15 protein-coding genes and 2 tRNA genes are annotated in these 24,611 nt (G+C 68.4%); 9 read left to right on the forward strand and 8 right to left on the reverse strand.

Annotated features, from left to right (window positions below):
• Window positions 1-56 precede the first annotated feature (56 nt).
• The 4 genes from tssA to K6V06_RS11090 form a co-directional block, all read right to left on the reverse strand.
• Window positions 57-1,145 carry a type VI secretion system protein TssA gene (tssA, locus tag K6V06_RS11075; protein WP_222243303.1) on the reverse strand — a complete coding sequence of 363 codons (1,089 nt, stop codon included), beginning with the start codon at window positions 1,143-1,145 and terminating at the stop codon, window positions 57-59.
• A 129-nt stretch (window positions 1,146-1,274) separates the two neighbouring features.
• Window positions 1,275-5,321: a phosphoribosylformylglycinamidine synthase gene (gene purL / locus K6V06_RS11080; protein ID WP_222243305.1), complete on the reverse strand. Its 4,047-nt coding sequence runs from the start codon at window positions 5,319-5,321 to the stop codon at window positions 1,275-1,277.
• Window positions 5,322-5,693: 372 nt separating this feature from the next.
• Window positions 5,694-9,341, reverse strand: coding sequence for a hydantoinase B/oxoprolinase family protein (locus K6V06_RS11085; RefSeq protein ID WP_222243307.1), 3,648 nt, complete (start codon window positions 9,339-9,341; stop codon window positions 5,694-5,696).
• A gap of 77 nt (window positions 9,342-9,418) precedes the next feature.
• The gene (locus K6V06_RS11090; RefSeq protein WP_222243309.1) at window positions 9,419-10,045 is read right to left on the reverse strand and encodes a winged helix DNA-binding protein; all 627 of its coding nucleotides are present in this window, start codon (window positions 10,043-10,045) and stop codon (window positions 9,419-9,421) included.
• Window positions 10,046-10,372: 327 nt separating this feature from the next.
• Here K6V06_RS11090 and K6V06_RS11095 point away from each other — a divergent pair, with 327 nt between their 5' ends.
• The 8 genes from K6V06_RS11095 to pgi all read left to right on the forward strand — a co-directional run bounded on the left by K6V06_RS11095 (window position 10,373) and on the right by pgi (window position 20,545).
• Window positions 10,373-11,728 carry an amidase gene (locus K6V06_RS11095; RefSeq protein WP_222243311.1) on the forward strand — a complete coding sequence of 452 codons (1,356 nt, stop codon included), beginning with the start codon at window positions 10,373-10,375 and terminating at the stop codon, window positions 11,726-11,728.
• An 86-nt stretch (window positions 11,729-11,814) separates the two neighbouring features.
• Window positions 11,815-12,804, forward strand: a complete 990-nt coding sequence (locus tag K6V06_RS11100; RefSeq protein ID WP_222243313.1) for a TRAP transporter substrate-binding protein — start codon at window positions 11,815-11,817, stop codon at window positions 12,802-12,804.
• A 135-nt stretch (window positions 12,805-12,939) separates the two neighbouring features.
• Window positions 12,940-13,452: a TRAP transporter small permease gene (locus tag K6V06_RS11105; protein WP_222243315.1), complete on the forward strand. Its 513-nt coding sequence runs from the start codon at window positions 12,940-12,942 to the stop codon at window positions 13,450-13,452.
• A 92-nt stretch (window positions 13,453-13,544) separates the two neighbouring features.
• Window positions 13,545-14,843 (forward strand): TRAP transporter large permease, encoded by a 1,299-nt coding sequence (locus K6V06_RS11110; protein WP_222243317.1) that lies wholly within the window; start codon window positions 13,545-13,547, stop codon window positions 14,841-14,843.
• Window positions 14,844-14,850: 7 nt separating this feature from the next.
• Window positions 14,851-16,152, forward strand: a complete 1,302-nt coding sequence (locus K6V06_RS11115) for a D-amino acid dehydrogenase (protein WP_222243319.1) — start codon at window positions 14,851-14,853, stop codon at window positions 16,150-16,152.
• A 113-nt stretch (window positions 16,153-16,265) separates the two neighbouring features.
• The gene (locus K6V06_RS11120) at window positions 16,266-17,867 is read left to right on the forward strand and encodes an NAD(P)H-hydrate dehydratase (protein ID WP_222243321.1); all 1,602 of its coding nucleotides are present in this window, start codon (window positions 16,266-16,268) and stop codon (window positions 17,865-17,867) included.
• Complete coding sequence (locus tag K6V06_RS11125; protein WP_222243323.1) at window positions 17,864-18,820, forward strand: DMT family transporter; 957 nt, start codon at window positions 17,864-17,866, stop codon at window positions 18,818-18,820. The genes K6V06_RS11120 and K6V06_RS11125 overlap by 4 nt, the downstream gene beginning before the upstream one ends.
• Window positions 18,821-18,913: 93 nt before the next feature.
• Window positions 18,914-20,545 (forward strand): glucose-6-phosphate isomerase, encoded by a 1,632-nt coding sequence (gene pgi / locus K6V06_RS11130; RefSeq protein WP_222243325.1) that lies wholly within the window; start codon window positions 18,914-18,916, stop codon window positions 20,543-20,545.
• 152 nt (window positions 20,546-20,697) lie between these two features.
• Here pgi and K6V06_RS11135 read toward each other — a convergent pair whose 3' ends face one another.
• Window positions 20,698-21,396 (reverse strand): ABC transporter ATP-binding protein, encoded by a 699-nt coding sequence (locus K6V06_RS11135; RefSeq protein ID WP_222243327.1) that lies wholly within the window; start codon window positions 21,394-21,396, stop codon window positions 20,698-20,700.
• Here K6V06_RS11135 and K6V06_RS11140 point away from each other — a divergent pair.
• Complete coding sequence (locus K6V06_RS11140) at window positions 21,395-22,087, forward strand: arylesterase (protein WP_222243328.1); 693 nt, start codon at window positions 21,395-21,397, stop codon at window positions 22,085-22,087. The genes K6V06_RS11135 and K6V06_RS11140 overlap by 2 nt on opposite strands.
• Window positions 22,088-22,153: 66 nt before the next feature.
• Here the strand turns inward: K6V06_RS11140 and K6V06_RS11145 are convergent, their stop codons facing one another.
• The 3 genes from K6V06_RS11145 to K6V06_RS11155 all read right to left on the reverse strand — a co-directional run bounded on the left by K6V06_RS11145 (window position 22,154) and on the right by K6V06_RS11155 (window position 24,500).
• Window positions 22,154-24,115: a SurA N-terminal domain-containing protein gene (locus K6V06_RS11145; protein WP_222243330.1), complete on the reverse strand. Its 1,962-nt coding sequence runs from the start codon at window positions 24,113-24,115 to the stop codon at window positions 22,154-22,156.
• Between the two features lie 172 nt (window positions 24,116-24,287).
• Window positions 24,288-24,364 (reverse strand) — tRNA-Asp (locus K6V06_RS11150).
• 60 nt (window positions 24,365-24,424) lie between these two features.
• Window positions 24,425-24,500: transfer RNA gene (locus tag K6V06_RS11155), tRNA-Val, on the reverse strand.
• Window positions 24,501-24,611: the final 111 nt, after the last annotated feature.

Consider the following 24,611-nt stretch of genomic DNA (forward strand, 5'->3'; position numbering starts at 1 on the left):
CCGGACGACATCGCCGCGGCGCCGCTGCCGGCCGCCCCGCCCGATCGCCGGCCCGCTCAATCGCTGCCTTCGGTGTCGGGCATCACGCCCAGCAGTTCCTCGATCTGCGACAGCGTCGCATCGTCCTTGACCACCGTGCGCAGCCATGCGTGCAGCGGCATCTCGCCCCACTTCGCGGCGCGGGCGGCCAGATACGCCACCGGGCTGTGCGGCTCGGTACGGCGGAAGAAGTCGGCCACCTCGCGCAATTGCGCCAGCGCCTGCTGGCGGTTGCGGATGGGGCCTCCGCCCACTGCCGCCGATTCGGCCGGAACGGCGGCAACGGCGGTCTTCATCATCGCTGCGTGCCCCATCGCATCGCCCTCCTTCTGCTGACCGGCGCCCCCGAGGGGCTTGCCGACAAAACGTTCAAGCAGCGCCCTGACCGCCTCCAGCGCTTCCCTGGCCTGGCGGAAGGTGGGCGAATCGTCCCCTGCCCTGGCGTCCAGGACATCGGCCAGCCGGCTCAGCGCCTGCTGGCAGCCGACCACATCCTGCAGCAGCCCGGCATGGACGCCGGCCGCCGTCGCCTTGCGCGCGGCCTCGAAGGCGTCCTGCGTGACCTTGCCTTGCGACAGCTCGTCGGCATGGTCCGGGTCGCGCCGGATCGCCTCGGTCAGCGCCGTCGCTACCTCCCAATCCACATAGCCATAGCCGCCGGCCGTCTCGTCCACCAGCGGAATCTCGCGAATCAGCGCGCGGGAGCGCGCCGCCAGCCAGGCGACGCTGCCCGTGCGTACTTCGAGGTCGTCGTCGTCGGCGCGGGGATGCAGCCGGTCCCAGAAGCTTTCGCACAGCCTGGCGCACAGCGTGTAGCCATCGGCGAGGCCAGCGAAGCCGCGGGTCCTGGCCAGTGCTTCGGTCAGCCACACCGCCAGGCGCAGGTCCTTGGTGCGCTCGGCCAGCAACTGCGAAGACAACTCGACCACCAGCCGCCAGTCCGCCTCCTTCAGCTCGGTCACCCATTCGCCCTGGTCCAGCGAGGGGTCGTCGAAGCGGCGGGCCTCCTGGATGCGGTCGAACTCGGCGGAAAAGAGCAGATCCTCGCCGCACGGGTCGGCGCCGGCAATCGGTTGAAGCAAACGGTCGAAAGGAAGAGTCGCCATATCAGCCAGCCAGGATGGAATTGGCGGCTAGTGTAGCGTGCGCGTGCTGTGCAGCCAACGCCATGAAAAAACCCCGGGGCCTGTCGGCTCCCGGGGTCGGATACGGCAAGCGCGTCGCGGCGCCGAGCCTTAGCCCACGAACTTGCGGGCGTTGCGGAACATCCGCATCCACGGACTGGAGCCGTCGGCGATCTGCTTCCACTCCTGCGGCGCCCAGCTCATCGTGGCGGCGCGGAACACGCGCTCGGGATGGGGCATCAGCACGGTGAAGCGTCCATCCGGCGTGGTCACCGAAGTGATGCCGTCCGGCGACCCGTTGGGGTTCAGCGGGTAGGTCTGCGTCACCGCGCCCCGATTGTCGACGAAACGCAGGGCGACCGCGACCTGCTCCTTGTTGCCCTGCTGCGAGAAGTCGGCGTAACCCTCGCCGTGCGCAACGACGATGGGGATGCGGCTGCCTTCCATGCCGGCGAAGAAGATCGACGGCGACGATTGCACTTCGACCGTGACGAAGCGCGCCTCGTACTGCTCGCTCTGGTTACGCGTGAACTTCGGCCAGGCCGCCGCGCCGGGGATGATCGGCGCGAGATTGCTCATCATCTGGCAGCCGTTGCAGACGCCCAGCGCGAAGGTATCGGCCCGGTTGAAGAAGGCCGCGAACTGCTCGGACAGCCCCTGGTTGAACAGGATGCTCTTGGCCCAGCCCTCGCCCGCGCCCAGCACGTCGCCATAGCTGAAGCCGCCGCAGGCGACGAAGCCGGCGAAGTCGTCCAGCCTGGCGCGGCCGGCGATCAGGTCGCTCATGTGAACGTCGTGCGCATCGAAGCCGGCCTTGTCCATGCTGTAGGCCATTTCCAGGTGCGAGTTGACACCCTGCTCGCGCAGGATCGCCACGCGCGGCCTCGCTCCGGTGGCGATATACGGCGCGGCAATGTCCTCGGCAGGATCGAAGGTCAGCGACGGCGACAGCCCCGGATCGGCGGCGTCCAGCAGCAGCTCGTACTCGCTGTCGGCGCAAGCCGGGTTGTCGCGCAGACGGGCGATGCGCCAGCTGACTTCGGTCCAGACGCGCTGCAGCTCGGCACGGGATGCGCCGAACACCTTCTTCGCGTCGCGGTAGATTTCGATCTGGTCGCTTCCGTTCGGCTTGCCGACCACATGGCTGCACGCCGACAGGCCGGATTCGCGCAGCGCCGCGAACACCGCGTCGCGCTCGTCCAGGCGCACCTGGATGACCGCGCCCAGTTCCTCGGAGAACAGCGCCCGCAGGGTCTGGTCGTTGCGGCGCTCGGCGATCTGCTGCGCCCAGTTCTTGGCGTCGCCGAAGTCCTGCTCCTGCACGGGATCGAGCGCCAGCATGTCGACGTTCAGCGACACGCCGCAATGGCCGGCGAAGGCCATTTCCGCCAGCGCCGCCATGAAGCCGCCATCGGAGCGATCGTGATAGGCAAGCAGCTTGCCTTCGCGGTTCAGCCGCTGGATGGCATTGAAGAAGTTGCGCAGGTCGTCGGCATTGTCGACGTCGGGCGCGGCATCGCCGACCTGCTGCGTCACCTGCGCAAGGATGCTGCCGCCCATGCGGTTCTTGCCGCGGCCCAGGTCAATGGCGATCAGCACGGTATCGCCGCAATCGGTACGCAGCTGCGGCGTCAGGGTGCGGTTGACGTCGTCCACTGCAGCGAAGGCCGAGACAATCAGCGAGACCGGCGCGACCACTTCCTTCGCCACGTCGCCGTCCTGCCAGCGCGTGCGCATCGATAGCGAATCCTTGCCGACCGGGATGCTGATGCCCAGCGCCGGGCACAGTTCCATGCCGACCGCGCGCACGGTGTCATACAGCCGGGCGTCCTCGCCTTCGACGCCGCAAGCCGCCATCCAGTTGGCCGACAGCTTGACCTTGCCCAGGTCCTTCACCGGCGCGGCGGCCAGGTTGGTGAGCGCCTCGCCCACCGCCATCCGGCCCGAGGCGGGCGCGTCGATCACGGCCAGCGGCGTGCGCTCGCCCATCGTCATTGCTTCGCCAGCAGTGCCGCGGTAGTCCAGCGTGGTCACGGCGACGTCGGCCACCGGCACCTGCCACGGGCCAACCATCTGGTCGCGGGCGTTCATGCCGCCCACGCTGCGGTCGCCGATCGTGATCAGGAACGACTTGCTCGCCACCGTCGGATGACGCAGCACATCGCGCACGGCCTGCTCCAGCGCGATGCCGGTAACGTCCACCGGCGGCAGCGACTGCTGCACGCGGCGCACGTCACGATGCATGCGCGGCGGCTTGCCCAGCAGCACGTCCATCGGCATATCGACGGGGAAGGCGTCCTTGCTGCCCTGCTGCGCGTCGGTATCGATCAGCTGCAGCTGCTTCTCTTCGGTCGCGACGCCGACCACCGCGAACGGCGCGCGCTCGCGCTCGCACATCGCGGCGAACTGCGGCAGGGATTCGGGCAGGATCGCCAGCACATAGCGCTCCTGCGACTCGTTGCACCAGATTTCGGCCGGGGACATGCCCGACTCTTCCAGATGGATCTGACGCAGCTCGAAGCGGGCGCCACGGCCGGCGCCGTCTACCACCTCCGGGAACGCATTGGACAGGCCGCCCGCGCCCACGTCGTGGATCGACAGGATCGGGTTGTCCTCGCCCAGCTGCCAGCAGGCGTTGATCACTTCCTGGGCACGGCGTTCCATTTCGGGGTTGCCGCGCTGCACCGAGTCGAAGTCCAGGTCGGCGGTATTGGTGCCGGTGGCCATCGAGCTGGCGGCGCCGCCGCCCATGCCGATGCGCATGCCGGGGCCACCCAGCTGGATCAGCAGCGCGCCCGGGGGCAGCGGCTCCTTGTGCGTGTGCGTGGCGTCGATATTGCCGATGCCGCCGGCGATCATGATGGGCTTGTGGTAGCCGCGCACCATGCCCGCGACGTTCTGCTCGTAGACGCGGAAGTAGCCACCCAGGTTGGCGCGGCCGAACTCGTTGTTGAACGCGGCGCCGCCCAGCGGCCCCTCGATCATGATCTGCAGCGGCGAGGCGATCCGGTCCGGCTTGCCGGTAACGCCGGCGCGCTCGTCCGGATTGCGGTGCGCCAGCGGCTGCGCGGCATCGCGGGCGTTCTCCCACGGCTCGATCGCATCGGGCAGCATCAGGTTCGACACCGTGAAGCCGGTCAGGCCAGCCTTGGGCCGGGCGCCTCGGCCCGTCGCCCCCTCGTCGCGGATTTCGCCACCGGCGCCGGTCGAGGCGCCCGGGAACGGCGAAATCGCGGTCGGGTGGTTGTGGGTCTCGACCTTCATCAGCGTGTGGGTCAGCGCCTCGTGGCGGCCATACTGCTGGCTGTCGCCGCGGGGGAACCAGCGCTCGGCGACATCGCCCTCCATCACCGCCGAGTTGTCCGAATAGGCGACGATCGAGCCTTGCGGGTTCAGTTGGTGCGTGTTGCGAATCATCGCGAACAGCGACTTGTCCTGCTCCTCGCCGTCGATGCTCCAGGTGGCATTGAAGATCTTGTGCCGGCAGTGCTCGCTGTTGGCCTGCGCGAACATCATCAGTTCGACATCGGTGGGGTTGCGGCCCAGTTTGGCGTAGGCGTCGACCAGATAGTCGATCTCGTCGTCGGACAGCGCCAGGCCCATCGCCACATTGGCTTGCGCCAGGGCGTCGCGGCCGCCAGCCAGATCGACGAACTGCAGCGGTTTGGCGGGCAACTCGGTGAACAGGCCGGCTGCCTCATCGCGCGAAGCGACCACGATTTCCGTCATGCGGTCGAACAGCGTGGCCGCAACCGCCTCGCGCGTGGCGGCGTCCAGCGTCTTGCGGCCGCGCAGCAATCCCTTCTTGCAGACCACGGTGAATTCGACGCCGCGCTCGATCCGGTGCACATGCGGCAGGCCGCAGTTATGCGCGATATCGGTGGCCTTGCTCGCCCAGGGCGAGATGGTGCCGAAACGGGGGATCACCACGAAGCGGTCGCCGTCCGGCTGCGCGGCGAACGGCGCGCCATAGGTCAGCAGTGCGCGGACACGCTCGCTGTCGGCTTCGCTCAGCGGCTGATCGCTGTCGACGAAGTGCAGGAATTGCCCGTGCACCGATTCGATATCGGCATCGATCTGTTGGAGGGTGGCAAGCAGGCGTTGCTGACGGAAGGCCGACAAGGCCAATGCGCCGGGGAAGCACGAGAAATGCGCCATGATTCGAGCGGTCGGGAGGCGATGGAGGTGGGACTGCGGCCGGGGGACCGGCCGTGGCGCGGGTGGTGATCCGGCGGATCGGACCCCTGCGCCAGCCGGCGGAGCCGGCAAAACCGCTATTGTACCCTGCCGGGGGGAATCGCTGCCGGGGGCGAGGTGGAGGGAAGCGGCGGGGGCGGCACGTGTGGTGCTGCCATGGGGCTTGCTTGAGCGCCGTGCGGGGAATGGGCGCCCAATGCCCTCTCCCCCGCCCCCTCTCCCGCAGGCGGGAGAGGGGAGAACACCGGCGGTTAAGCGCAACGCTGGCGGTTCGCTCCCCCCTCCCGCTTGCGGGAGAGGGGCCTGGGGAGAGGGCAACGGGTGCCCGCCACCCTACTGCGCCCCGTACCCCCCGCCGCCCGGGGTTTCAATCACGAATACATCCCCCGCCGCCATCTCCGTGCGCGCCACGTGCGGCAGCACTTCCTCCCGGCCGTCCGCGCGTACCACCAGATTGCGCCCCAGCGCCCCCGGCTCGCCCCCGGCCATGCCGAACGGCGCATAGATCCGGTTGTTCGACAGGATCGACGCCGTCATCGGCTCCAGGAACCGCACGCGCCGCACGCCGCCATTGCCGCCATGCCAGCGCCCCTTCCCGCCCGAGCCGTGCCGGATCTCGTAGCTGTCCAGCCGCACCGGGAAGCGCCATTCCAGCACCTCCGGATCGGTCAGCCGGGAGTTGGTCATGTTGGTCTGCACCACATCGCAGCCGTCGAACCCGTCGCCCGCGCCGCTGCCGCCCGAGATCGTCTCGTAGTACTGGTAGCGATCGTTGCCGAAGGTGAAGTTGTTCATGGTCCCCTGGCTGGCCGCCACCACGCCCAGCGCGCCGTACAGCGCGTTGGTGATGCACGAGGACGTCTCCACGTTGCCTGACACCACCGAGGCCGGGTAGCGCGGATTGAGCATCGACCCTTCCGGAATGATGACGTGCAGCGGCTTCAGGCAGCCGGCGTTCAGCGGAATATCCTGATCGACGAGCGTGCGGAACACATACAGCACCGCCGCCATGCACACCGCCCTGGGCGCGTTGAAATTGTTGGCAAGCTGCTCCGAGGTGCCGGTGAAGTCGACCACGGCCTCGCGTCGCTCCCGGTCGACGCTGACCTTCACGCGAATCTGCGCGCCGTTGTCCAGCGGATAGCAATACTCGCCGTCCTTCAATGCCGTGATCACGCGCCGCACCGCCTCCTCGGCGTTGTCCTGCACGTGGCCCATGTAGGCGCGCACCACGTCCAGCCCGAAATGGGCCACCATCTTGCGCAGTTCCTCGACGCCCTTGGCGTTCGCTGCCACCTGGGCGCGCAGGTCGGCCATGTTCTGCTCGGCATTGCGGGCCGGGTAACGCGCGCCGGCCAGCAGCGCGCGCATGCCGGCGTCGTTCAGCACGCCGCCATCGACCAGCAGGAAATTGTCGATCAGCACGCCCTCCTGCTCGACCTCGGTGGAATCCGGCGGCATCGAGCCCGGTGTAATGCCGCCGATGTCGGCGTGATGCCCGCGCGAGCCGACGTAGAACAGCACCTCGCGCCCGCCCGCATCGAAGACCGGCGTGATGACGGTGACATCGGGCAGGTGGGTGCCGCCGTTGTACGGGTCGTTGAGCACGTACACGTCGCCGTCCTTCATCCGTCCGGCATTGCGCGCGATCACCGTCTTGATGCTCTCGCCCATCGAGCCCAGATGCACGGGCATGTGCGGCGCATTGGCGATCAGGTTGCCATCGCCATCGAAGATGGCGCAGGAGAAATCCAGCCGCTCCTTGATGTTGACCGAATACGCCGTGTTCTGCAGGCGCAGTCCCATCTGCTCGGCGATCGACATGAAGAGGTTGTTGAACACCTCCAGCATCACCGGGTCCGCACCGGTACCGATGGCACGCCGCTGCGGGCGGGGCACCACCCGGGTCAGCACCAGGTGATCGAGCGGCGTGACCTCGGCCAGCCAGCCCGGCTCGACCACGGTGGTCGCGTTCTGCTCGGCGATGATGGCCGGCCCCGGCAGCCGGTCGCCCGGACGCAGCGTCTCGCGCAGATACAGCGCGGTGTCGTGCCATTGCCCGCCGCTGAACATCCGCACGGTGCTGGTGGCGGCTGCCTCCCCACTGCGCGGCGACTGCGCCGCCGGGCGCTCGTCCGGTGCCTGCGCCACGCCGATCGCTTCCACCGACACCGCCTCGGCGATCAGCGCCTTGTCCGGCATCAGGAAGGCGTAGCGCTGCCGATAGGCGGCCTCGAACGCGATGCGCATGGCGGCGGCATCGCCGAACGGCACTATCAGCGCGGAGTCGGTGCCGTCATAGCGCAGATGCACGCGGCGCAGCACCTCGATGCGTCCGGCCTCCTCGCCCTGCTCCAGCAGTTCGTCGCGCGCCTGCTGCGCAAGGATGTCGAGACTCGACGCCAACGACGCGACCGCGTCCTGGTCCAGCCGCGCCTCGATGGTCAGCTCCCGCATCGCGGTGCGGTCGGCCAGCCCCATGCCATAGGCCGACAGAACGCCGGCAAGCGGATGCACGAACACCGTTTGCATGCCCAGTGCATCGGCCACCAGGCAGGCGTGCTGACCGCCCGCGCCACCGAAGGTGGTCAGGGTGTAGCCGGTGACATCGTGCCCGCGCTGCACCGAGATCTGCTTGATCGCGTTGGCCATGTTGCCCACCGCGATCTCGATGAAGCCCTCGGCCACCTGCTCGGGGGTGCGCGCGTCGCCGGTCGCCTCGGCGATCCGCGCCGCCAGTTCCTCGAATCGTGCCACGACGGTGTCGCGGTCCAGCGGTGCATCGGCGGCCGGTCCGAACACCGAGGGGAAGTGCGCCGGCTGGATCTTGCCCAGCATCACGTTGCAGTCGGTCACCGCCAGCGGCCCGCCGCGGCGGTAGCTTGCCGGTCCCGGATTGGCACCGGCCGAATCCGGGCCGACACGATAGCGGCTGCCGTCGAAATGCAGGATCGAGCCGCCGCCGGCCGCCACCGTATGAATGCTCATCATCGGCGCGCGCATGCGCACGCCGGCTACGCTGGTCTCGAACACCCGCTCGAAATCGTTGGGGTGGCTGCCGCTGAAGTGCGACACGTCGGTGGAGGTGCCGCCCATGTCAAAGCCGATGATGCGCCCGAAGCCAGCGCGCTGCGAGGCCCGCACCATGCCGACGATCCCGCCCGCCGGGCCGGACAGGATGGCATCCTTGCCCTGGAAGCGGTGGGCATCGGTCAGGCCGCCGCTGCTCTGCATGAATTGCAGGTTGACGCCAGGCATCTCGCGCTCGACCTGCTCGACATAGCGCCGCAGGATCGGCGACAGGTAGGCGTCGACGACCGTGGTGTCGCCACGCGGGACCAGCTTCATCAGCGGCGATACTTCATGCGACACCGAGACCTGGCCAAAGCCAAGCTCGCGGGCGATCCGCGCCGCCGCGGCCTCGTGCTCGGTATGGCGATAGGCATGCATGAACACGATGGCAATCGAACGGATGCCGCTGGCGAGCACCGCCTGCATCCGTGCACGCAGCGCGCTCTCGTCGAGTGGCTGCACCACGTCGCCATGCGCGCCCACGCGCTCGTCGACTTCCACCACCTCGCTGTAGAGCAGCTCGGGCAGCACGATATGCAGATCGAACAGGCGTGGCCGGTTCTGGTAGGCGATCCGCAGCGCGTCGCGAAACCCGCGCGTGATGAAAAGCGCGGTCGGCTCGCCCTTGCGCTCCAGCAGCGCATTGGTCGCCACCGTGGTGCCCATCTTGACCGCCGAGACCCGTGCCGGCGTGATCGGCTCGTTCGCCTGCAGCCCCAGCAGATGACGGATGCCGGCCACCGCCGCATCGGCGTACTGCTCGGGGTTCTCCGACAGCAGCTTGTGCGCCACCACGGCGCCATCGGGCCGCAGCCCGACGATATCGGTGAAGGTGCCGCCACGGTCGATCCAGAACTGCCAGCGGGGATCGGGCAAGGATGCGGACGACGAAGCAGAAGAAGGCGCCATGGGCGATGCGGAATGGGACACGCGGATAGTCTCTGTGGTGGTTCAGTCAAGCCTGGATGCGGCGACGATGTGGGCGGCTACAACGACGTTGCCGATCTCGCCGCCTGCTCGTATAGCCCGGTCAGCACGCGCAACAGCCGCGCCAGTTCGCCGATCTCGTCGTTCTCGGCGCTGCCCGCGGTGAAGTTGCTGGTCAGGCATTGCTCGCGGATTTCCCGATAGCGGGCACAGGCCTCGCTGCCGGCGGCGGTGGTCAGATAGGTCGCTTCCTTGCCGATGCGCTCGCCGGCGACCAGTCCCATGCCTTGCAGCTTCTTCAGCGAGTAGGTGACCAGGTGCGTGTCCTCGACGTTCAGGACAAAGCAGATGTCGGCCAGGCGCTTGGCGCGGCCGCGATGGTTGACGTGATGTAGCACCAGCACGTCGAGGAAAGTCAGGTCGCGCACCCCCGCCGCTCCCATGCAGCGAACCACCCAGCGGCTGTAGGCGTTGTAGGCGGTGTTCAGGCCGAACTCGAACTCGGACAGCTCCGGGCTGCGGGGCGACACCAGGTGGGACGAGGAGACGATGCTGGGGCCGCGCCGGGGCGCCGCCGCGGTAGCGGTGGCGGTCGTGTTGGCGGTCGTGTTGGCGGTCGTGTCGGCGGTGGTGGCGTCAGCCTCGGGGGCGCCGGCTTCGTCGCGACTGCTGGACTTGCGAGCCATGGGACAACACTCCTGCAATCGGTGGTTGCTGGCACAGGCGGCGGGTCGCCACGCTGGGGATCGGTGTCGCCGGCCGGCGCCTCGTAGGTAGTTCCCCGGAGGGCACAGCCGCAATTTCGGCTTGACAGTTTATAAACAAATTATGAGGATGAATACCCGGCAGCGACAGAATTTTGCTGCGGCCTCGCGGAATAATTTCCCGGCGTTTTCAGGTGCATTTCATGCACAAAACCCGGGCCGGTTTCGTCGGCCGCACCTTGAAGGGGCGCGGCGCCGACCCAGCGCTATCGCCCTGCTGCCCAATCCATCCGCTTCAACCCGGAGACCATGCCGATGTCCGCAGCCATGCTGCACAGTATCGAGGACCTGAACCGCGCCCTGCGCGAGACGCGCTGCACGCGCGCCGCCCTGCTCGACGAGGCGGCCCAACGCGCCGCGCAGCCCGAGGCCGACGCGGTCTTCCTGCAGACATCGTTCGACTCGGCGCGCGCCGTTTGCGCGGCTGCCGACGCGGCGGCGCTGGCCGGCAAGACGCTGCATCCGCTGGCCGGACTGCCGGTATCGGTCAAGGACCTGTTCGACATCGCGGGCGACGTGACCCGCGCGGGTGCCGTGGTGCGCGACGACGCCGCACCGGCAAGCCGCGATGCGCCGGTGATCGCCCGTTTGCGGGCGGTTGGCGCCGCGCTGGTCGGCCGCACCAATATGACCGAGTTCGCGTTTTCGGGCGTCGGGATCAACCCGCATTTCGGCACGCCGGTCAATCCGCACGACCGCGCCACCGCCCGGATCTGCGGCGGCTCGTCCTCCGGCGCGGCCGCCTCGGTCGCGCTCGGCACCGCCGTCGTGGCGCTGGGCAGCGATACCGGTGGGTCGATCCGCATTCCCGCCGCCCTCTGCGGCCTGACCGGCTTCAAGCCGACCGCGCGTCGCGTGCCGCTGCAGGGCGCCTTCCCGCTGTCCTACTCGCTCGATACCGCCTGCGCCATGGCGCGCACCGTCGCGGATTGCGTGGTGGTCGATGGCGTGATCGCGGACGCGCCGGTCCTGCCGGAACTGCGCCAGCCTCGCGCGCTCCGGCTGGCGGTACCCAGGCAACTGATGCTCGACGATATGGACGACACCGTGGCCGCGGCATTTGACCGCGTCATGGCACGGTTGCAGGCGGCGGGCGTGACGGTGGAGTCCGTCGATCTGCCCGAGTTGCTGGAGCTGTCGGTCCTGAATGCACAAGGCGGCCTGACCGCCGCCGAAGCGTATGCGATTCACCGCGGCACACTGTCACAGCGCCGCGCCGGCTACGATCCACGCGTAGCGGCCCGGATCGACCGCGGCGCGTCGATCGGCGCAGCCGACTATGTCGACCTGGTCCGTGCGCGCGCCGACTGGGGCCTGCGCATGCAGGCCAGGCTCGCGCCCTACGACGCGCTGATCTGCCCGACGGTGCCGGTGATTGCGCCGGAGCTGGCCCCGCTGATCGAGGACGACAAGCTATTTGCCCGCACCAATGCGCTGCTGCTGCGCAATCCGTCGGTGATCAACTTCTTCGACGGCTGCTCCATTTCCATACCGTGCCACGCGCCCGACACGCTGCCAGTCGGCGTCATGCTGAGCCACGGGCCGATGCAGGACGGACGGCTGCTGGGCACGGCGCTTGCATTGGAATCACTGATTCGCCACTAGGCACGCCGGCATCCCGCCCGCCTTGCCGTCAGCCGGGACCGGAACACAACGACGGCGCAAGCCGCATCGAACCAAGGAGAAACACCATGCAGCGCAGGGGATGGCTCAAGACAATGTGGGCGGGCGGCGTGATGGCCGGCGCCATCGCGCTCGCGGCGCCAGTACAGGCGCAGGTCAAATGGGATCTGCCGACCGGCTACCCGGTCAACAATCCGCATACGGCCAACCTCGAGCAGCTGGTCAAGGACGTCAACACCGCCACGCAGGGCAAGCTCGTCATCACGCTGCACCCCAACGGCTCGCTGTTCAAGGCCAACGAGATCAAGCGCGCCGTGCAGAGCAACCAGGCGCAGGCGGGTGAAGTCCTGATGTCGCTGCTGGAGAACGAGAATCCGCTGTTCGGTGTGGACGCCGTGCCGTTCCTCGCTACCGGCTTCGATGCCTCGTACAAGCTGTGGCAGGCCCAGCGGCCGGTCCTGGAGCGCCTGCTCGACCGGCAGAACCTCAAGCTGCTCTACGCCGTCGCCTGGCCGCCGCAGGGCATCTACGCGAAGAAGGAAATCCGCTCGGCGGCCGACATGAAGGGCCTGAAATGGCGCGCCTACAATCCGGCCACGACAAGGATCGCACAGGCCGTTGGCGCGCAGCCGATGACCATCCAGGCCGCCGAACTGTCGCAGGCGCTGGCCACCGGCGTGGTGGACAGCTTCATGTCCTCGGGCGCCACTGGCGTGGACAGCAAGGTCTGGGAAAGCCTGACCCACTTCCACACGGTCGATGCCTGGCTGCCGAAGAACATGGTGATCGTCAACAAGCGCGAGTTCGACAAGCTCGACAAGGCGAGCCAGGACGCGCTGCTGAAGGCCTCGCGCGAGGCCGAAACGCGCGGCTGGCAACGGATGCGCGAATACACGCAGCAGTCGCTCGATACGCTGGCCAAGAACAAGATGACCATCGTCAAGCCGACGCCGCAGCTGCAGGCGGACATGAAGAAGATCGGCGACGAGCTGCTGGCCGAATGGGAGAAGAAGGCCGGCGCCGACGGCAAGGAAATCATCGCCGCCTACCGCAAGTAAGCCGCGTGGGGGACGCCGGATCCCCAGCGCCAGTCCGCGCCGTACCGTACCGCGCAGCAGCCCGGTCCGGTACGGCGCGATTGCGTATGCCGGCGCCCTCCGCTTTCCTGCCCAACCCTTGCCCGTATCCCCGACATGATCTCGCGCTTTCAATGGCTGTACCAGGGCCTTGCGGCATTGGCCGGCTTCTTCATTTTCCTGACACTGGCGATCGAGATCGCCATCATCGTCGGACGCTTCGCCAACTTCCAGATCGATGGCGGCGATGCCTATGCCGGGTACTTCATGGCCGCGGGCTCCTTCCTCGCACTGGCCGCGACGCTGCGCCAGGGCGACCATATCCGCGTGACGCTGTTCCTGCAGCGCCTGCACGGCAAGCCGCGCGTCTATGTGGAGATCTTCTGCCTGGCCGTCGCCACGCTGCTCTCCGCGTACTTCACCTACTACGCCGGCAAGCTGGTCTACGACTCGCACCTCTACCATGACATCTCGCAGAACACTGATGCCACGCCGCTGTGGATTCCCCAGCTGTCGATGGCGATCGGCCTGTTCGGGCTCTTCGTCGCCTTCGCGGAAGAGCTGGTCTACGTGCTGCGCACCAGACGGCTCGCCAAAGAGGACAGCGACGAACTGGCCCGCACCGAATGACGCCGGCACAGAACGATGCCTGCACCGCAACTGCCCGCCCTGACAACTGATCGGCGCCCGGCCACGCAGCCCGGCGCCCTGGAATGACCGCCATGGATCTCTGGATCACCCTCCTCCTGATCGTCGCCATCTTCGCCGTGCTTGGCTCCGGCGTCTGGATCGGTATTGCCATCCTCGGCGTCGCCTGGGGGGCGATGGAGCTGTTCACGGACCGGGTCGCGGGCGAATCGATGGCGCTGACGGTATGGGGCTCGCTGTCCAGCTGGACCCTGACTGCGCTGCCCCTCTTCATCTGGATGGGCGAGATCCTGCTGAAGTCGCGCCTGTCCGAAGGCATGTTCCGCGGTCTTGCGCCCTGGCTGCAACGGCTGCCCGGGCGCCTGCTGCATGTCAACGTGATCGGCTGCACCATCTTCGCCGCGGTGTCCGGCTCCAGCGCGGCCACCTGCGCGACCATCGGCAAGATCTCGCTGCCGGAACTGGCGCGACGCGGCTATCCCGAATCGATCGCAATCGGCTCGCTGGCCGGCGCCGGCACGCTGGGCCTGCTGATTCCGCCGTCGATCATCATGATCGTCTACGGCGTCACCGCCGATGTATCGATCGGCAAGCTGTTCATCGGCGGCGTGCTGCCCGGCATCCTGCTGGCGGCGCTGTTCATGGGGTATGTCGCCTTCTGGGGATGGCGTCACCGCGACCAGATTCCGGTACCGGAACATCGTCTGGACCTGCATGCCAAGCTGGTCGAATCGCGCCACCTGGTTCCGGTGGTGCTGCTGATCGGCGCGGTGCTCGGCTCGATCTACGCCGGCTTTGCCACCGCCACCGAAGCGGCGGCGGTCGGCGTGGTGGGCGCCCTGATCCTCGCTGCCTGCCAGCGTACCCTCAGCTGGCAGACTTTCCGCGACTCGCTGATGTCGGCCACGCGCCTGTACTGCATGATCGCACTGATCCTGGCCGGTTCGTCCTTCCTGACGCTGGCGATGGGCTTCATCGGCCTGCCGCGCAACCTCGCCGAGTGGATCGTCAGCCTGCAGCTGTCGCCCTTCATGCTGATCGTCGTGCTGACGGTCTTCTTCATCCTGCTGGGCTGCTTCCTCGACGGCATCTCGATGGTGGTGCTGACCATGGCGGTGCTGCTGCCGACCATCCAGGCGGTCGGCATCGACCTGCTGTGGTTTGGCGTGTTCATCGTCATCGTGGTGGAGATGGCGCAGATCACGCCGCCGGTCGGCTTCAACCTGTTCGTGCTGCAGGGGATGACCAGGCGCAATATCACCTATATCGCCTGGGCCGCCTTCCCCTTCTTCCTGATGATGGTGGTCGCCGTGCTGCTGATCTGGACTTTCCCCGGGCTGGTGACATATCTGCCCGCGCAGATGAAGATGTAGGCAAACCATGCATGCCATCGTGATCGGCGCCGGCGTGATCGGCGTCTGCTCGGCCTGGTACCTGCGCGAAGCCGGCTTCGAGGTGACGGTGATCGACCGTCGGCCGACGCCGGCGCAGGAGACCAGCTTCGGCAACGCGGGCGTGATCGCCCCCGGCTATGTCACCCCCTGGGCGGCGCCCGGCATGCCGGCCAAGATACTGCGCACGCTGTTCGCCAGCGCCTCGCCGGTGGTGTTCCGCCCCAGCGCCGACCCGGCGATGTGGCGCTGGATCGCGCGCTGGCTGGGCGAGACGCGGCTCTCGCGCTATCGCGTCAACAAGCTGCGGATGCAGCGGCTCGCCTTCTACAGCCGTACCTGCCTGCACGAGCTGCGCGACCGTCTGGGCATCGACTACGAGCAATCGCGCGGCTACCTGCAGCTGTTTCGCACCGAGCGCGATCTGGCGATGGCGCAACCGGCGCTGGCGCTGCTGCGCGAGAACGGCGTGGCGCACCAGCTGCTCGATGCCGCGGCCTGCCGCACCATCGAGCCGGGCCTGGCCGCCGGCACGCCGCTGGCCGGGGGGCTGCATCTTCCCGAAGACGAGTCCGGCAACTGCCCGATGTTTACCCGGCGCTTGCGCCAGCATGCGGAAGCGGCCGGCGTCCGCTTCCTGATGGAAACGACGGTCCAGCGCATCGAGGTGCAGACCGACGGGCGAATCACGGTACAACTGCGGCCCGCCGAACCCGCGCAAGGCACCGAGCCGCATGCGCTGACAGCCGAGCGCGTCGCGGTCTGCGCCGGCGTGGACAGCGCCGCGCTGCTGCGCCCGCTTGGCCTGCGCGTGCCGCTGTATCCGGTCAAGGGTTACTCCGCCACGGTGTTCGTGCGCGACCCGTTGCAGGCACCGCTTGCCGCGCTGATGGACGAGTCGTACAAGGTGGCGATCACGAGGATGGGCAACCGGCTGCGGCTCGCCGGCACCGCCGAGCTCGGCTCGCGCAAGCTGGACCTTCGCCCCGCGGCGCTGCATACGCTGCTCAAGGTCGGACGCGACTGGTTCCCCGGTGCCGGCAACTACAATGAGGCGACGCTGTGGGCAGGCGCCCGCCCCATGCTGCCCGACGGCCCGCCGTTGATCGGCCCGACCCGCATCGCCGGGCTGTATCTGAACCTGGGACATGGCTCCACGGGCTGGGCCATGGCTTGCGGCTCGGGACAACTGCTCGCCGCGCAGATGGCGCACGCCAACGGGCAAGGCCCCGGGCCGCAGATCGATATGGAGGGCCTGACACCAGCCCGCTACGGGCTCGGCCCCGCCTGACGAACTTCCGCGCGGTTCGGCAACCCAACAGAATCCGATCCGGTACGATGCGCAAACGCCTGCTTTCGCCGCGCTGCCGTCCGGCGTCCAACCTCAAGCCCGAACCCTCTGCCATGACCGAACGCGACGATCTTCCCCCTGTTGATGGCGACGAGCTGTTCGACCACACGCCGCAATGGCTGGCCCTCGATGCCCAGGCGGACCGGCCGGTTCCCCTGCACGACACCGCCGCCATTCGCGCGCTCGAACAGGCCGCAATGGCCGATCTGCCCCCCTTCACGCTGATGGCGCGCGCTGGCGCCGCGGCGGCTGCCTGGCTGCGGCACCATGAACCTGCCGGCCCCCTGCTGCTGCTCGCCGGCGGCGGCAACAATGGCGGCGATGCGCTGGTCGCCGCCACGCTGCTGCACCACGCGGGCCGCACCGTGGACGTGTGGCTGACTGCCGATCCCGCCCGCCTGCCCGACGATGCGGCACGCGCCTGGCGCGAAGCCGACGAGGCCGGGGTGCCGATGCGCACCGTGTACGAAGAGGAGAGCCCGCCGGCGTGGCCGGACGACGTGACGGCGATCGTCGATGGCCTGCTCGGCATCGGCCTGCGCACCGGCCCCGGGCGGCCGCCGCTCGACGGTCCGGTGGCGCAGTGGATCCGTCGCCTTGACGAGGCCGCGGCATCTGGCAAGCGCGTCTATGCGCTCGACGTGCCCAGCGGCCTGTCGGCCGACACCGGCGCCGCGCCGCTCGCCGTGCGGGCCGTGCGTACGCTGACGTTCCTTGCCGCCAAGCCCGGCCTGCTGACCGCGCACGGCCGCGACCGCGCAGGCGCCATCGACGTGGCGCCACTGGGTCTGCCCGGCCCGGGCGCGCGGACCCCGGCCGCCTGGCTGAACACGCCGGCGCGCTTTGCCGGCCTGCTGCCGAGGCGCCGGCATGACAGCCACAAGGGCAGCTTCGGCACGGTCGGCGTGCTCGGCGGCAATACCGGCATGGTGGGCGCGCCGCTGCTTGGCGCCCGCGCGGCGCTGCATCTGGGTGCCGGCCGCGTCCACGTCGGATTCCTTGCCGCCGGTGCACCCGCCTTCGATCCGCTGCATCCGGAACTGATGCTGCATGCGGCGGCGGAGCTGCCGCTGCATGCGCTGTCCGCCATCGTCGCCGGCCCCGGACTGGGCAGCGGCGAAAGCGCCGTGGCCGCTCTGCTCGCCACATTCGATACGGACCATCCGCTGGTGCTCGATGCGGATGCGCTCAATCTGCTCGCGAGCGATACGCAGCTGGCGGCACGACTGCGGCAGGCATCGCAGCCTCGCGTGCTGACGCCCCATCCGCTCGAAGCGGCACGACTGCTTGGCTGCGACGTCGCGGAGGTACAGGGCGACCGGCTCGGCGCCGCACGCCGGTTGGCGCAGGACTGGGCAGCGGTGATCGTGCTCAAGGGCTCGGGCACCATCGTTGCCGCGGTCGATGACGACGCGCCGGCACTGAACCCGACCGGCAACGCCGGCCTGGCGACCGCCGGCACCGGGGACGTGCTGGCCGGCATGATCGGCGCGCTGCTTGCCCAGGGCATGCCGCCCGCCGCCGCCGCGCAGGCCGCGGTGTGGCTGCACGGGCAGGCCGCCGACGATCTCGTTGCCGCCGGCCAGGGGCCGGCCGGTCTTGTCGCCAGCGAGCTGTTCCTTGCCGCCCGGGCCCGCCTGAACCGGCTCGCATGAGCACAGGCGCCCCGCCCTACGTCGCCACCCCCGATCGGCGGCAACTGCTGACCGGCATCGCGCTGCTGGTGCTCGGCCAATGGATCCTGACGCTGCTCGATGCCACCGGCAAGACCCTGACGCAGCAGGGCGTGCCGGTCGTCGCCGTGGCATGGGTCCGCTATCTGATGCATGTGGTCGTGATCGTGCTGCTGCTAGGCCCGGTGCGCTTCCGTGCGCTGGTGCGACCCGCGCAGCCGGCGCTGCAATGGCTGCGCGGCGGCGTGATGCTGCTTTCCACGCTGGTGTTCTTCTCGGTGCTCAAGCTGATGCCGCTGGCCCAGGCGACTGCGCTCAACTTCTGCGCCCCGCTGTTCGTCGTCGCGCTGTCGCCGTGGCTGCTGGGCGAACGGCCCGGCCGCCACGCGCGCCTGAGCCGCTGGGCCGGCGTGCTGATCGGCTTCGCCGGCATGCTGGTGGTGGTGCGCCCCGGCGGCGAACTGACGCCGCTGGGCGTGGCGCTCGGCCTGTTCTCCGCGTTGCTGTTCGCGATCCTGCAGATGCTGACGCGGCGCATTGCCGCGCACGATGCGCCGATGACGACGCTGATCCAGAGCGGCATCACCGGCGCCTGCCTGACCACCCTGCTGGCGCCGTTCTTCTGGTTCGAGGCGATGCCCACCACGCTGCAATGCGTGCTGCTGCTCTCCTCCGGCGTGACCGGCTCGCTCGGGCACTACTTCGTGATCCGCGCCTTCCAGTACGCCGACGCGTCCTTCCTCAGCCCCTTCCTCTACCTGCAGATCATCTCGGCCACCACGGTCGGTTACCTTGTCTTCGGACAATTGCCGGACTGGACCACGGCGCTCGGCATCGCGGTGATCTGCGTCGGCGGCGTCTGCGTTGCGGCCGGCGAAAGCGCGCTGCGTGCCGTCGCGCGCGGGCTCAAAGGCGCGCGCCGATCCGGGCAGTAACGCGCGCTGGCGCACCGATTGCGGCGTTGTCTGACATTCCCGCCACGGGCCGGCGGCTATACTAGGCCGTCGCAAATCCAGCCTGTTTTCCCGATGCTCAATGACTTGCCCGTCTGGCCCCGCCTGCTGCAGCACCACCGCACCATCCGCTCGTTGCGGATGCGCGACTGGTTCGATGGCGCGCAGGGCGAGGACCGGGTAGCGCGCTTTACCCTCGAGGCAGCCGGGCTGTACCTGGACTACTCGAAGAACCGCATCATCGAGGAGACCATCGGCCTGTTGCTGCAGGCGGCCATCGAGGCTGGCCTGCCGGCACGGCGCGACGCGCTGTTTGCCGGCGAGCTCGTCAACGTCACCGAGCGCCGCGCGGCACTGCATATGGCGCTGCGCGCCGGCCCGGATGCCGACTACCGGGCCGACGGCAAGCCGGTGATGCCGCAGGTGCATGCCGTGCTCGCGCGCATGCGCACGTTCTCGGAACAGATCCGCGACGGCAACTGGCGCGGCCACGGCGGACAGCCGATCACCGACGTGATCAACCTCGGCATCGGCGGCTCCGACCTCGGACCGCGCATGGTCTGCCGCGCGCTGGCGCACCTGAGCGTCAGCGGCACCGGCAAGGGTCCACGTCTGCATTTCGTCTCCAATGTCGATGGCACCGAGCTGGCCGAAACGCTGGCCGCGCTCGATCCGCAGCGCACGCTGGTGATCGTCTGCTCGAAGACCTTCACCACGCTGGAGACGATGGCCAACGCCCATAGCGCGCGCCAGTGGTTCGTGGACCGCGGCGTGCCGGAGGATGGTCTGTCGCGCCATTTCGTCGCCGTTTCGACCAATACCGATGCCGTGCGCGCGTTCGGCATCGATCCGGCCAACATGTTCGAGTTCTGGGACTGGGTCGGCGGACGTTTCTCGCTATGGTCTGCGGTAGGGCTGTCGATTTCGCTGGCGCTGGGCCACGATGCCTTCGAGGCGCTGCTCGCCGGCGGCCGCGAGATGGACGAGCACTTCCGCTCGGCGCCGCTGGCGGAGAACATGCCCGTGATCCTGGGCCTGCTGGGGGTCTGGTATCGCAACGTCTGGTGCATGCCCACTGCCTGCATCGCGCCCTACTCCACCGTGCTGGAGCTGTTTCCCGCCTTCCTGCAGCAGCTGGAGATGGAGAGCAACGGCAAGTCGGTGCAGCTGGACGGCGAGCCGGTCCGTGGCGACACCGCGCCGGTGGTCTGGGGTACCGCCGGCACCAACGGCCAGCATGCCTATTTCCAGCTGATCCACCAGGGCTCGCAGATCGTTCCGGTCGACTTCATCGCGCCGCTGTCCACGCCGCGCTCGCTGCCGGGTCATCACGCCAAGCTGCTTGCCAACTGCTTCGCGCAGGCCGAAGCGCTGATGCGCGGGCGCAGCGAGGAAGAACTGCGCCGGGCCGGTGTGCTCGACCCCGCCCGCATCCCTCATATGCGTTTCGAGGGCAACCGGCCCAGCAATATGCTGCTGATGGACAACATCACCCCACGCTCGCTCGGCGCGCTGATCGCCCTGTACGAGCACCGCACCTTCGTGCAGGGTGTGCTGTGGAACATCAATTCGTTCGACCAGTGGGGTGTGGAGCTGGGCAAGCTGCTGGCCAGGCCGATCGAGGCGGAACTGAGCGGCGGCGAGGCCGGCAGCCACGACGCATCGACCAGCGCACTGATCGAGCGGGCGCGGGCGGTGCTGAAGTAGCGTCCCTGCCCTCTCCCCCGGCCCCTCTCCCGCAAGCGGGCGAGGGGAGCGAACCAGCAGAGTGCCAAACGGCGTCGGTGTTCCCCCTCTCCCGCTTGCGGGAGAGGGCCGGGGAGAGGGCCAGCGAGCGCCCGCCTCCTCTCAACGCCCCCTCAAACCTCCGCCCCCATCCACTCGTCCGAAGCCACCCTGCCCGCCTCGATCGTCAGGATGCGGCCACACCGTGCCGCCACCGAGCGGTCGTGCGTCACCAGCACCAGCGTCGAGCCCGCGTCGCGGTTCAGCTCGAACATCAGCGCGATCACCGCCTCGCCCGTCGCCGTGTCCAGGCTGCCGGTCGGCTCGTCGGCGAACAGGATGTCCGGACGCGTCACGAAGGCGCGTGCCAGTGCGACACGCTGCTGCTCGCCGCCCGACAACGTGCGCGGATAGTGCGACAGGCGCCTGCCAAGGCCGACGCGCTCCAGCATCGACTGCGCACGCTCGCGCACCTGCGCCGTCTCACCGCGCAACTCCAGCGGCAGCATCACGTTTTCCAGCGCAGTCAGATGTCCGACCAGCTGGAACGACTGGAAGACGAAGCCGACATGCTGGCCCCGCAGCGCCGCGCGCTCGTCCTCGCCCATGGCGAACAGATCCTTGCCGTGCAGCGTCACGCTGCCCTCGCTTGGCAGATCGAGCCCGGCCAGCAAGCCCAGCAGCGTGGATTTGCCCGAGCCAGACGCCCCGACGATGGCGAGCGTCTCGCCCGGGGTGACGGAAAAGGACACGTCGTGCAGAATGGTCAGCGAACCCGACGCGTCTGTCACGGTCTTTCCCAACGACTGGACAGCAAGAATGGATGAGGACATGAGCAAGCGTTTCCCGAACGGTCTTTGGCGCAAAATCGGAATGGCGTGGCGCGGCATCGCGCTCGGCACCCTGATGGGGCTGGCGCTGCCCGGCCTGGCGGTACCGAAGCAGGCGCAGGCAGCGGCTCCCGCGATCCTGATACTTGGCGACAGCCTGTCGGCGGAATACGGCATCGCCCGCGGCGCCGGCTGGGTCAAGTTAATGGAAGACCGCCTGCGGGCCGAAGGGTTCGATTATAGCGTCGTCAATGCGAGCATCAGCGGCGAGACCACCGTCGGCGGCAAGACCCGCCTGCCGGATCTGCTGGCGCGACACAAGCCCGAGGTGGTGGTGGTGGAACTGGGCGCCAACGACGCCCTGCGCGGCTTGCCGCTGCAGAACACGGAGGCCAACCTGCGCGAGATGGTGCAGCGTTCGCAGAAGGCCAAGGCCCGCGTGCTGCTGGTCGGCATGCGTATCCCGCCGAACTACGGGCAGGACTATACCGAGCGCTTCTTCAATATCTATCCGCGGCTGGCCAGCGAAGCGAAGGTACCGCTGGTGCCGTTCCTGCTGGAGGGCATCGTGAGCCGGCCGGACTGGTTCCAGTCCGACCGTGTCCATCCGACCGCACAGGCCCAGAAGACCCTGCTCGACACCGTCTGGCCGCAACTCGAGCCCCTGCTCAAGTCGAGCGCGAGCAGGCGCTGAACACCGGGGCGGGGCCGCCCCGCGTCACCGCCCCGGCATTGCGGCCCTGGCCCCCTTCTGCCGGGATCAGCCGGCCTGGCCCTGGGTCTCGCCCCCTTCCTGCGCGTCCCCGGCCGGTTGAGCCGCCGGCTTCAGCATCTCCACCTCCGAACGCGCCTTCAGGCTCTGGTAGAACGCCTCCAGCTCCGCCTGACCGGCCAGTTGGGCAAGCTGGCCAGCTTCGGCCTGGCGCTCGGCCGGGTTGGCGGCCGGGGGCTGCGTCACCTTGGTGATGCGATAGATGCCGTAACCCTGCGCACCCAGATCCACGCCTACCACCGCAGGCAGCTTGGCGGCATCGGCACGCAGGATCGCTTCCACGGCCTTCGGCGGCAGATTGCCCGCCGCACGGCGCGACACCGTCACCTCGGCGCCGAAGCCCTCTGCAGCACCGCCCTCGCGCAATGCCTTCAGGCGCGCTTCGCCGTCCTTCTGTGCCAACTGGGCCGCCTGCTCCGCCACGTAGGCCGTACGAACCTGCTCGCGCACCGCCTCGAACGGCTGCACGCTGGCCGGGCGATGCTCCACCATCCGTGCTGCCACCAGCGTTTCCGGCGCAACCTGGATTGCCTCGGTATTGCGCTTGTTGCGCAGCGAGTCGTCGCTGAACAGCGCCGCCAGCACCTTCTCGTTGTTGACTGGATTGGCGGCACCCAGCGCCGGGTTCGGCGTGCGGGTCACGTTATCGGCGGTCTGCACCGTCAGCTTGAAGCGCTCGGCGGCCGGCTTCAGGCTGTCCGCCTGCTCGTAGACCAGATTGCCGAACGCGTCCGCCTGCTCGTTGAACTGCTTGACCGCCAGCTGGTGGCGCAGCTCCTTCTCCAGCTCCCCCCGCACCGCTTCCAGCGGCCGGGTCTGCGCCGGCTGGATGCCCGTCAGCTTGATGATGTGGAAGCCGTAGTCCGTTTCCACCAGATCGCTGATCTGCCCGTCCTTCAGCGAGAACATCGCGTCCTCGAACGGCTTGACCAGCGCGCCGCGGCCCATGAAGCCCAGGTCGCCGCCCTGCTGCGCGGAGCCCGGATCCTGCGACTGCTTGCGCGCCACGTCGGCGAAGGTGTCCGGCTGCTGGCGCACCGCCTGCAGCAGGCCCTCGGCCTTCTGGCGCGCGGCGTCGCGCTCCGCCTTCGGTGCATCCTTCGGCGCGGAGATCAGGATATGGCTGGCGCGGCGCTGCTCTTCGGTGCCGAAGCGCGAGGCGTTGCTGTCGTAGTAGGACTTCAGCTGCTCGGGCGTGACGGTAATGCCGGCGGCGAGCGCATCGGCGGACAGCACCACGTACTCGACCCTGGCCTGCTCGGGCACGGCAAAGCGCTGCTTGTGCTGTTCATACCAGCCCTTCAGCGCCGCTTCATCGGCATTGACCTTGGCGGCAAAGGCGGCAGCGTTGATCACCAGCGGCTGCACCTGGCGCTGCTGGTCGCGAACGGCGATCAGGCGGTCCAGCAGCGACTTGGGCATGATGGCCGTCGCGCCCACCGACTGCCCCAGCTGCTGCTGCGCCAGGTCGTAGCGCAAGCGGGCGTCGAACTGCTCCGGGGTCATCCCCTGGGCTGCCAGCAGCTCCAGGTAAGCCTTGTCGTCCACCGAGCCATCCGCCTTGCGCGGGAGCTGGGCAATCGCCGGGATACCGTTGATCGTTTCGTACAGGCGCTCGTTGGACACCGTCAGATGCTGACGCTCGACCTCATTGGCGATCACGCGTTGCAACACCAGTTGATCGACGACGGCCTGGCGCGCCTCGGGGCCCTCGAACTGGCGCGGATCGTAGGCGTTGCCCAGCATCTGCCGCATCCGCTCGGACTGCTCGCGCAGCACGTTGTCGACGTCCTGCGCCGTGATGGTGCGGTCGCCGACCTTGGCGACATCCTGCGAGCTGTCCATGAAGCGCGAATAGCTCTCCACGCCGAAGAACACGAACGACGGGAACACCAGCACCAGCAGAAGCAGGAGCATCAGGCGCCGGTTGTTGCGGACGAAATCAAGCATGCGGACTCGGTAGAGAAATTGGAACGGAAGACAAACTTCGCGATTCTAGCAGGCGCGGGCCCCGTACCCGCTCTCTCGATGCCAGCCGATCGCCCAAAAGCAAACAGCCGCCCGAGGGCGGCTGTCTGGCGCTGCAGGCGTCCCTGTTCAAGGTGACGCTGCGCGAAATTCGTGGCGGAGTGGACGGGACTCGAACCCGCGACCCCCGGCGTGACAGGCCGGTATTCTAACCGACTGAACTACCACTCCGCTGTCGGTCTCGCTGCTGCACGATGCGGCGTGCCGGACCTCGAAAACGCTTCCTGCGGCTGGTGGGTGCTGAGGGGATCGAACCCCCGACCTACGCCTTGTAAGGGCGCCGCTCTACCAGCTGAGCTAAGCACCCGCACGGAATTACGTTCGCGCGGTAACGGCGCCAATGACCCTGCGCCGTCCGGCTGACACTGCATCGCTGCGCACGTTTCGATCGCTTGTTGCTGTTTGACCGCCGTTTGCG

Source organism: Cupriavidus sp. AU9028 (assembly GCF_019795295.1).
Lineage (GTDB): Bacteria > Pseudomonadota > Gammaproteobacteria > Burkholderiales > Burkholderiaceae > Cupriavidus.

Bases quoted from the DNA above. Each gene is read 5' to 3' on its own strand.
- K6V06_RS11085 (WP_222243307.1), bottom strand. From the start codon at position 9,341: ATGGCGCCTTCTTCTGCTTCGTCGTCCGCATCCTTGCCCGATCCCCGC.
- K6V06_RS11140 (WP_222243328.1), top strand. From the start codon at position 21,395: ATGAGCAAGCGTTTCCCGAACGGTCTTTGGCGCAAAATCGGAATGGCG.
- K6V06_RS11110 (WP_222243317.1), top strand. From the start codon at position 13,545: ATGGATCTCTGGATCACCCTCCTCCTGATCGTCGCCATCTTCGCCGTG.
- pgi (WP_222243325.1), top strand. From the start codon at position 18,914: ATGCTCAATGACTTGCCCGTCTGGCCCCGCCTGCTGCAGCACCACCGC.
- K6V06_RS11105 (WP_222243315.1), top strand. From the start codon at position 12,940: ATGATCTCGCGCTTTCAATGGCTGTACCAGGGCCTTGCGGCATTGGCC.
- K6V06_RS11125 (WP_222243323.1), top strand. From the start codon at position 17,864: ATGAGCACAGGCGCCCCGCCCTACGTCGCCACCCCCGATCGGCGGCAA.
- K6V06_RS11115 (WP_222243319.1), top strand. From the start codon at position 14,851: ATGCATGCCATCGTGATCGGCGCCGGCGTGATCGGCGTCTGCTCGGCC.
- K6V06_RS11100 (WP_222243313.1), top strand. From the start codon at position 11,815: ATGCAGCGCAGGGGATGGCTCAAGACAATGTGGGCGGGCGGCGTGATG.
- K6V06_RS11120 (WP_222243321.1), top strand. From the start codon at position 16,266: ATGACCGAACGCGACGATCTTCCCCCTGTTGATGGCGACGAGCTGTTC.
- K6V06_RS11095 (WP_222243311.1), top strand. From the start codon at position 10,373: ATGCCGATGTCCGCAGCCATGCTGCACAGTATCGAGGACCTGAACCGC.
- purL (WP_222243305.1), bottom strand. From the start codon at position 5,321: ATGGCGCATTTCTCGTGCTTCCCCGGCGCATTGGCCTTGTCGGCCTTC.
- tssA (WP_222243303.1), bottom strand. From the start codon at position 1,145: ATGGCGACTCTTCCTTTCGACCGTTTGCTTCAACCGATTGCCGGCGCC.
- K6V06_RS11135 (WP_222243327.1), bottom strand. From the start codon at position 21,396: ATGTCCTCATCCATTCTTGCTGTCCAGTCGTTGGGAAAGACCGTGACA.
- K6V06_RS11090 (WP_222243309.1), bottom strand. From the start codon at position 10,045: ATGGCTCGCAAGTCCAGCAGTCGCGACGAAGCCGGCGCCCCCGAGGCT.
- K6V06_RS11145 (WP_222243330.1), bottom strand. From the start codon at position 24,115: ATGCTTGATTTCGTCCGCAACAACCGGCGCCTGATGCTCCTGCTTCTG.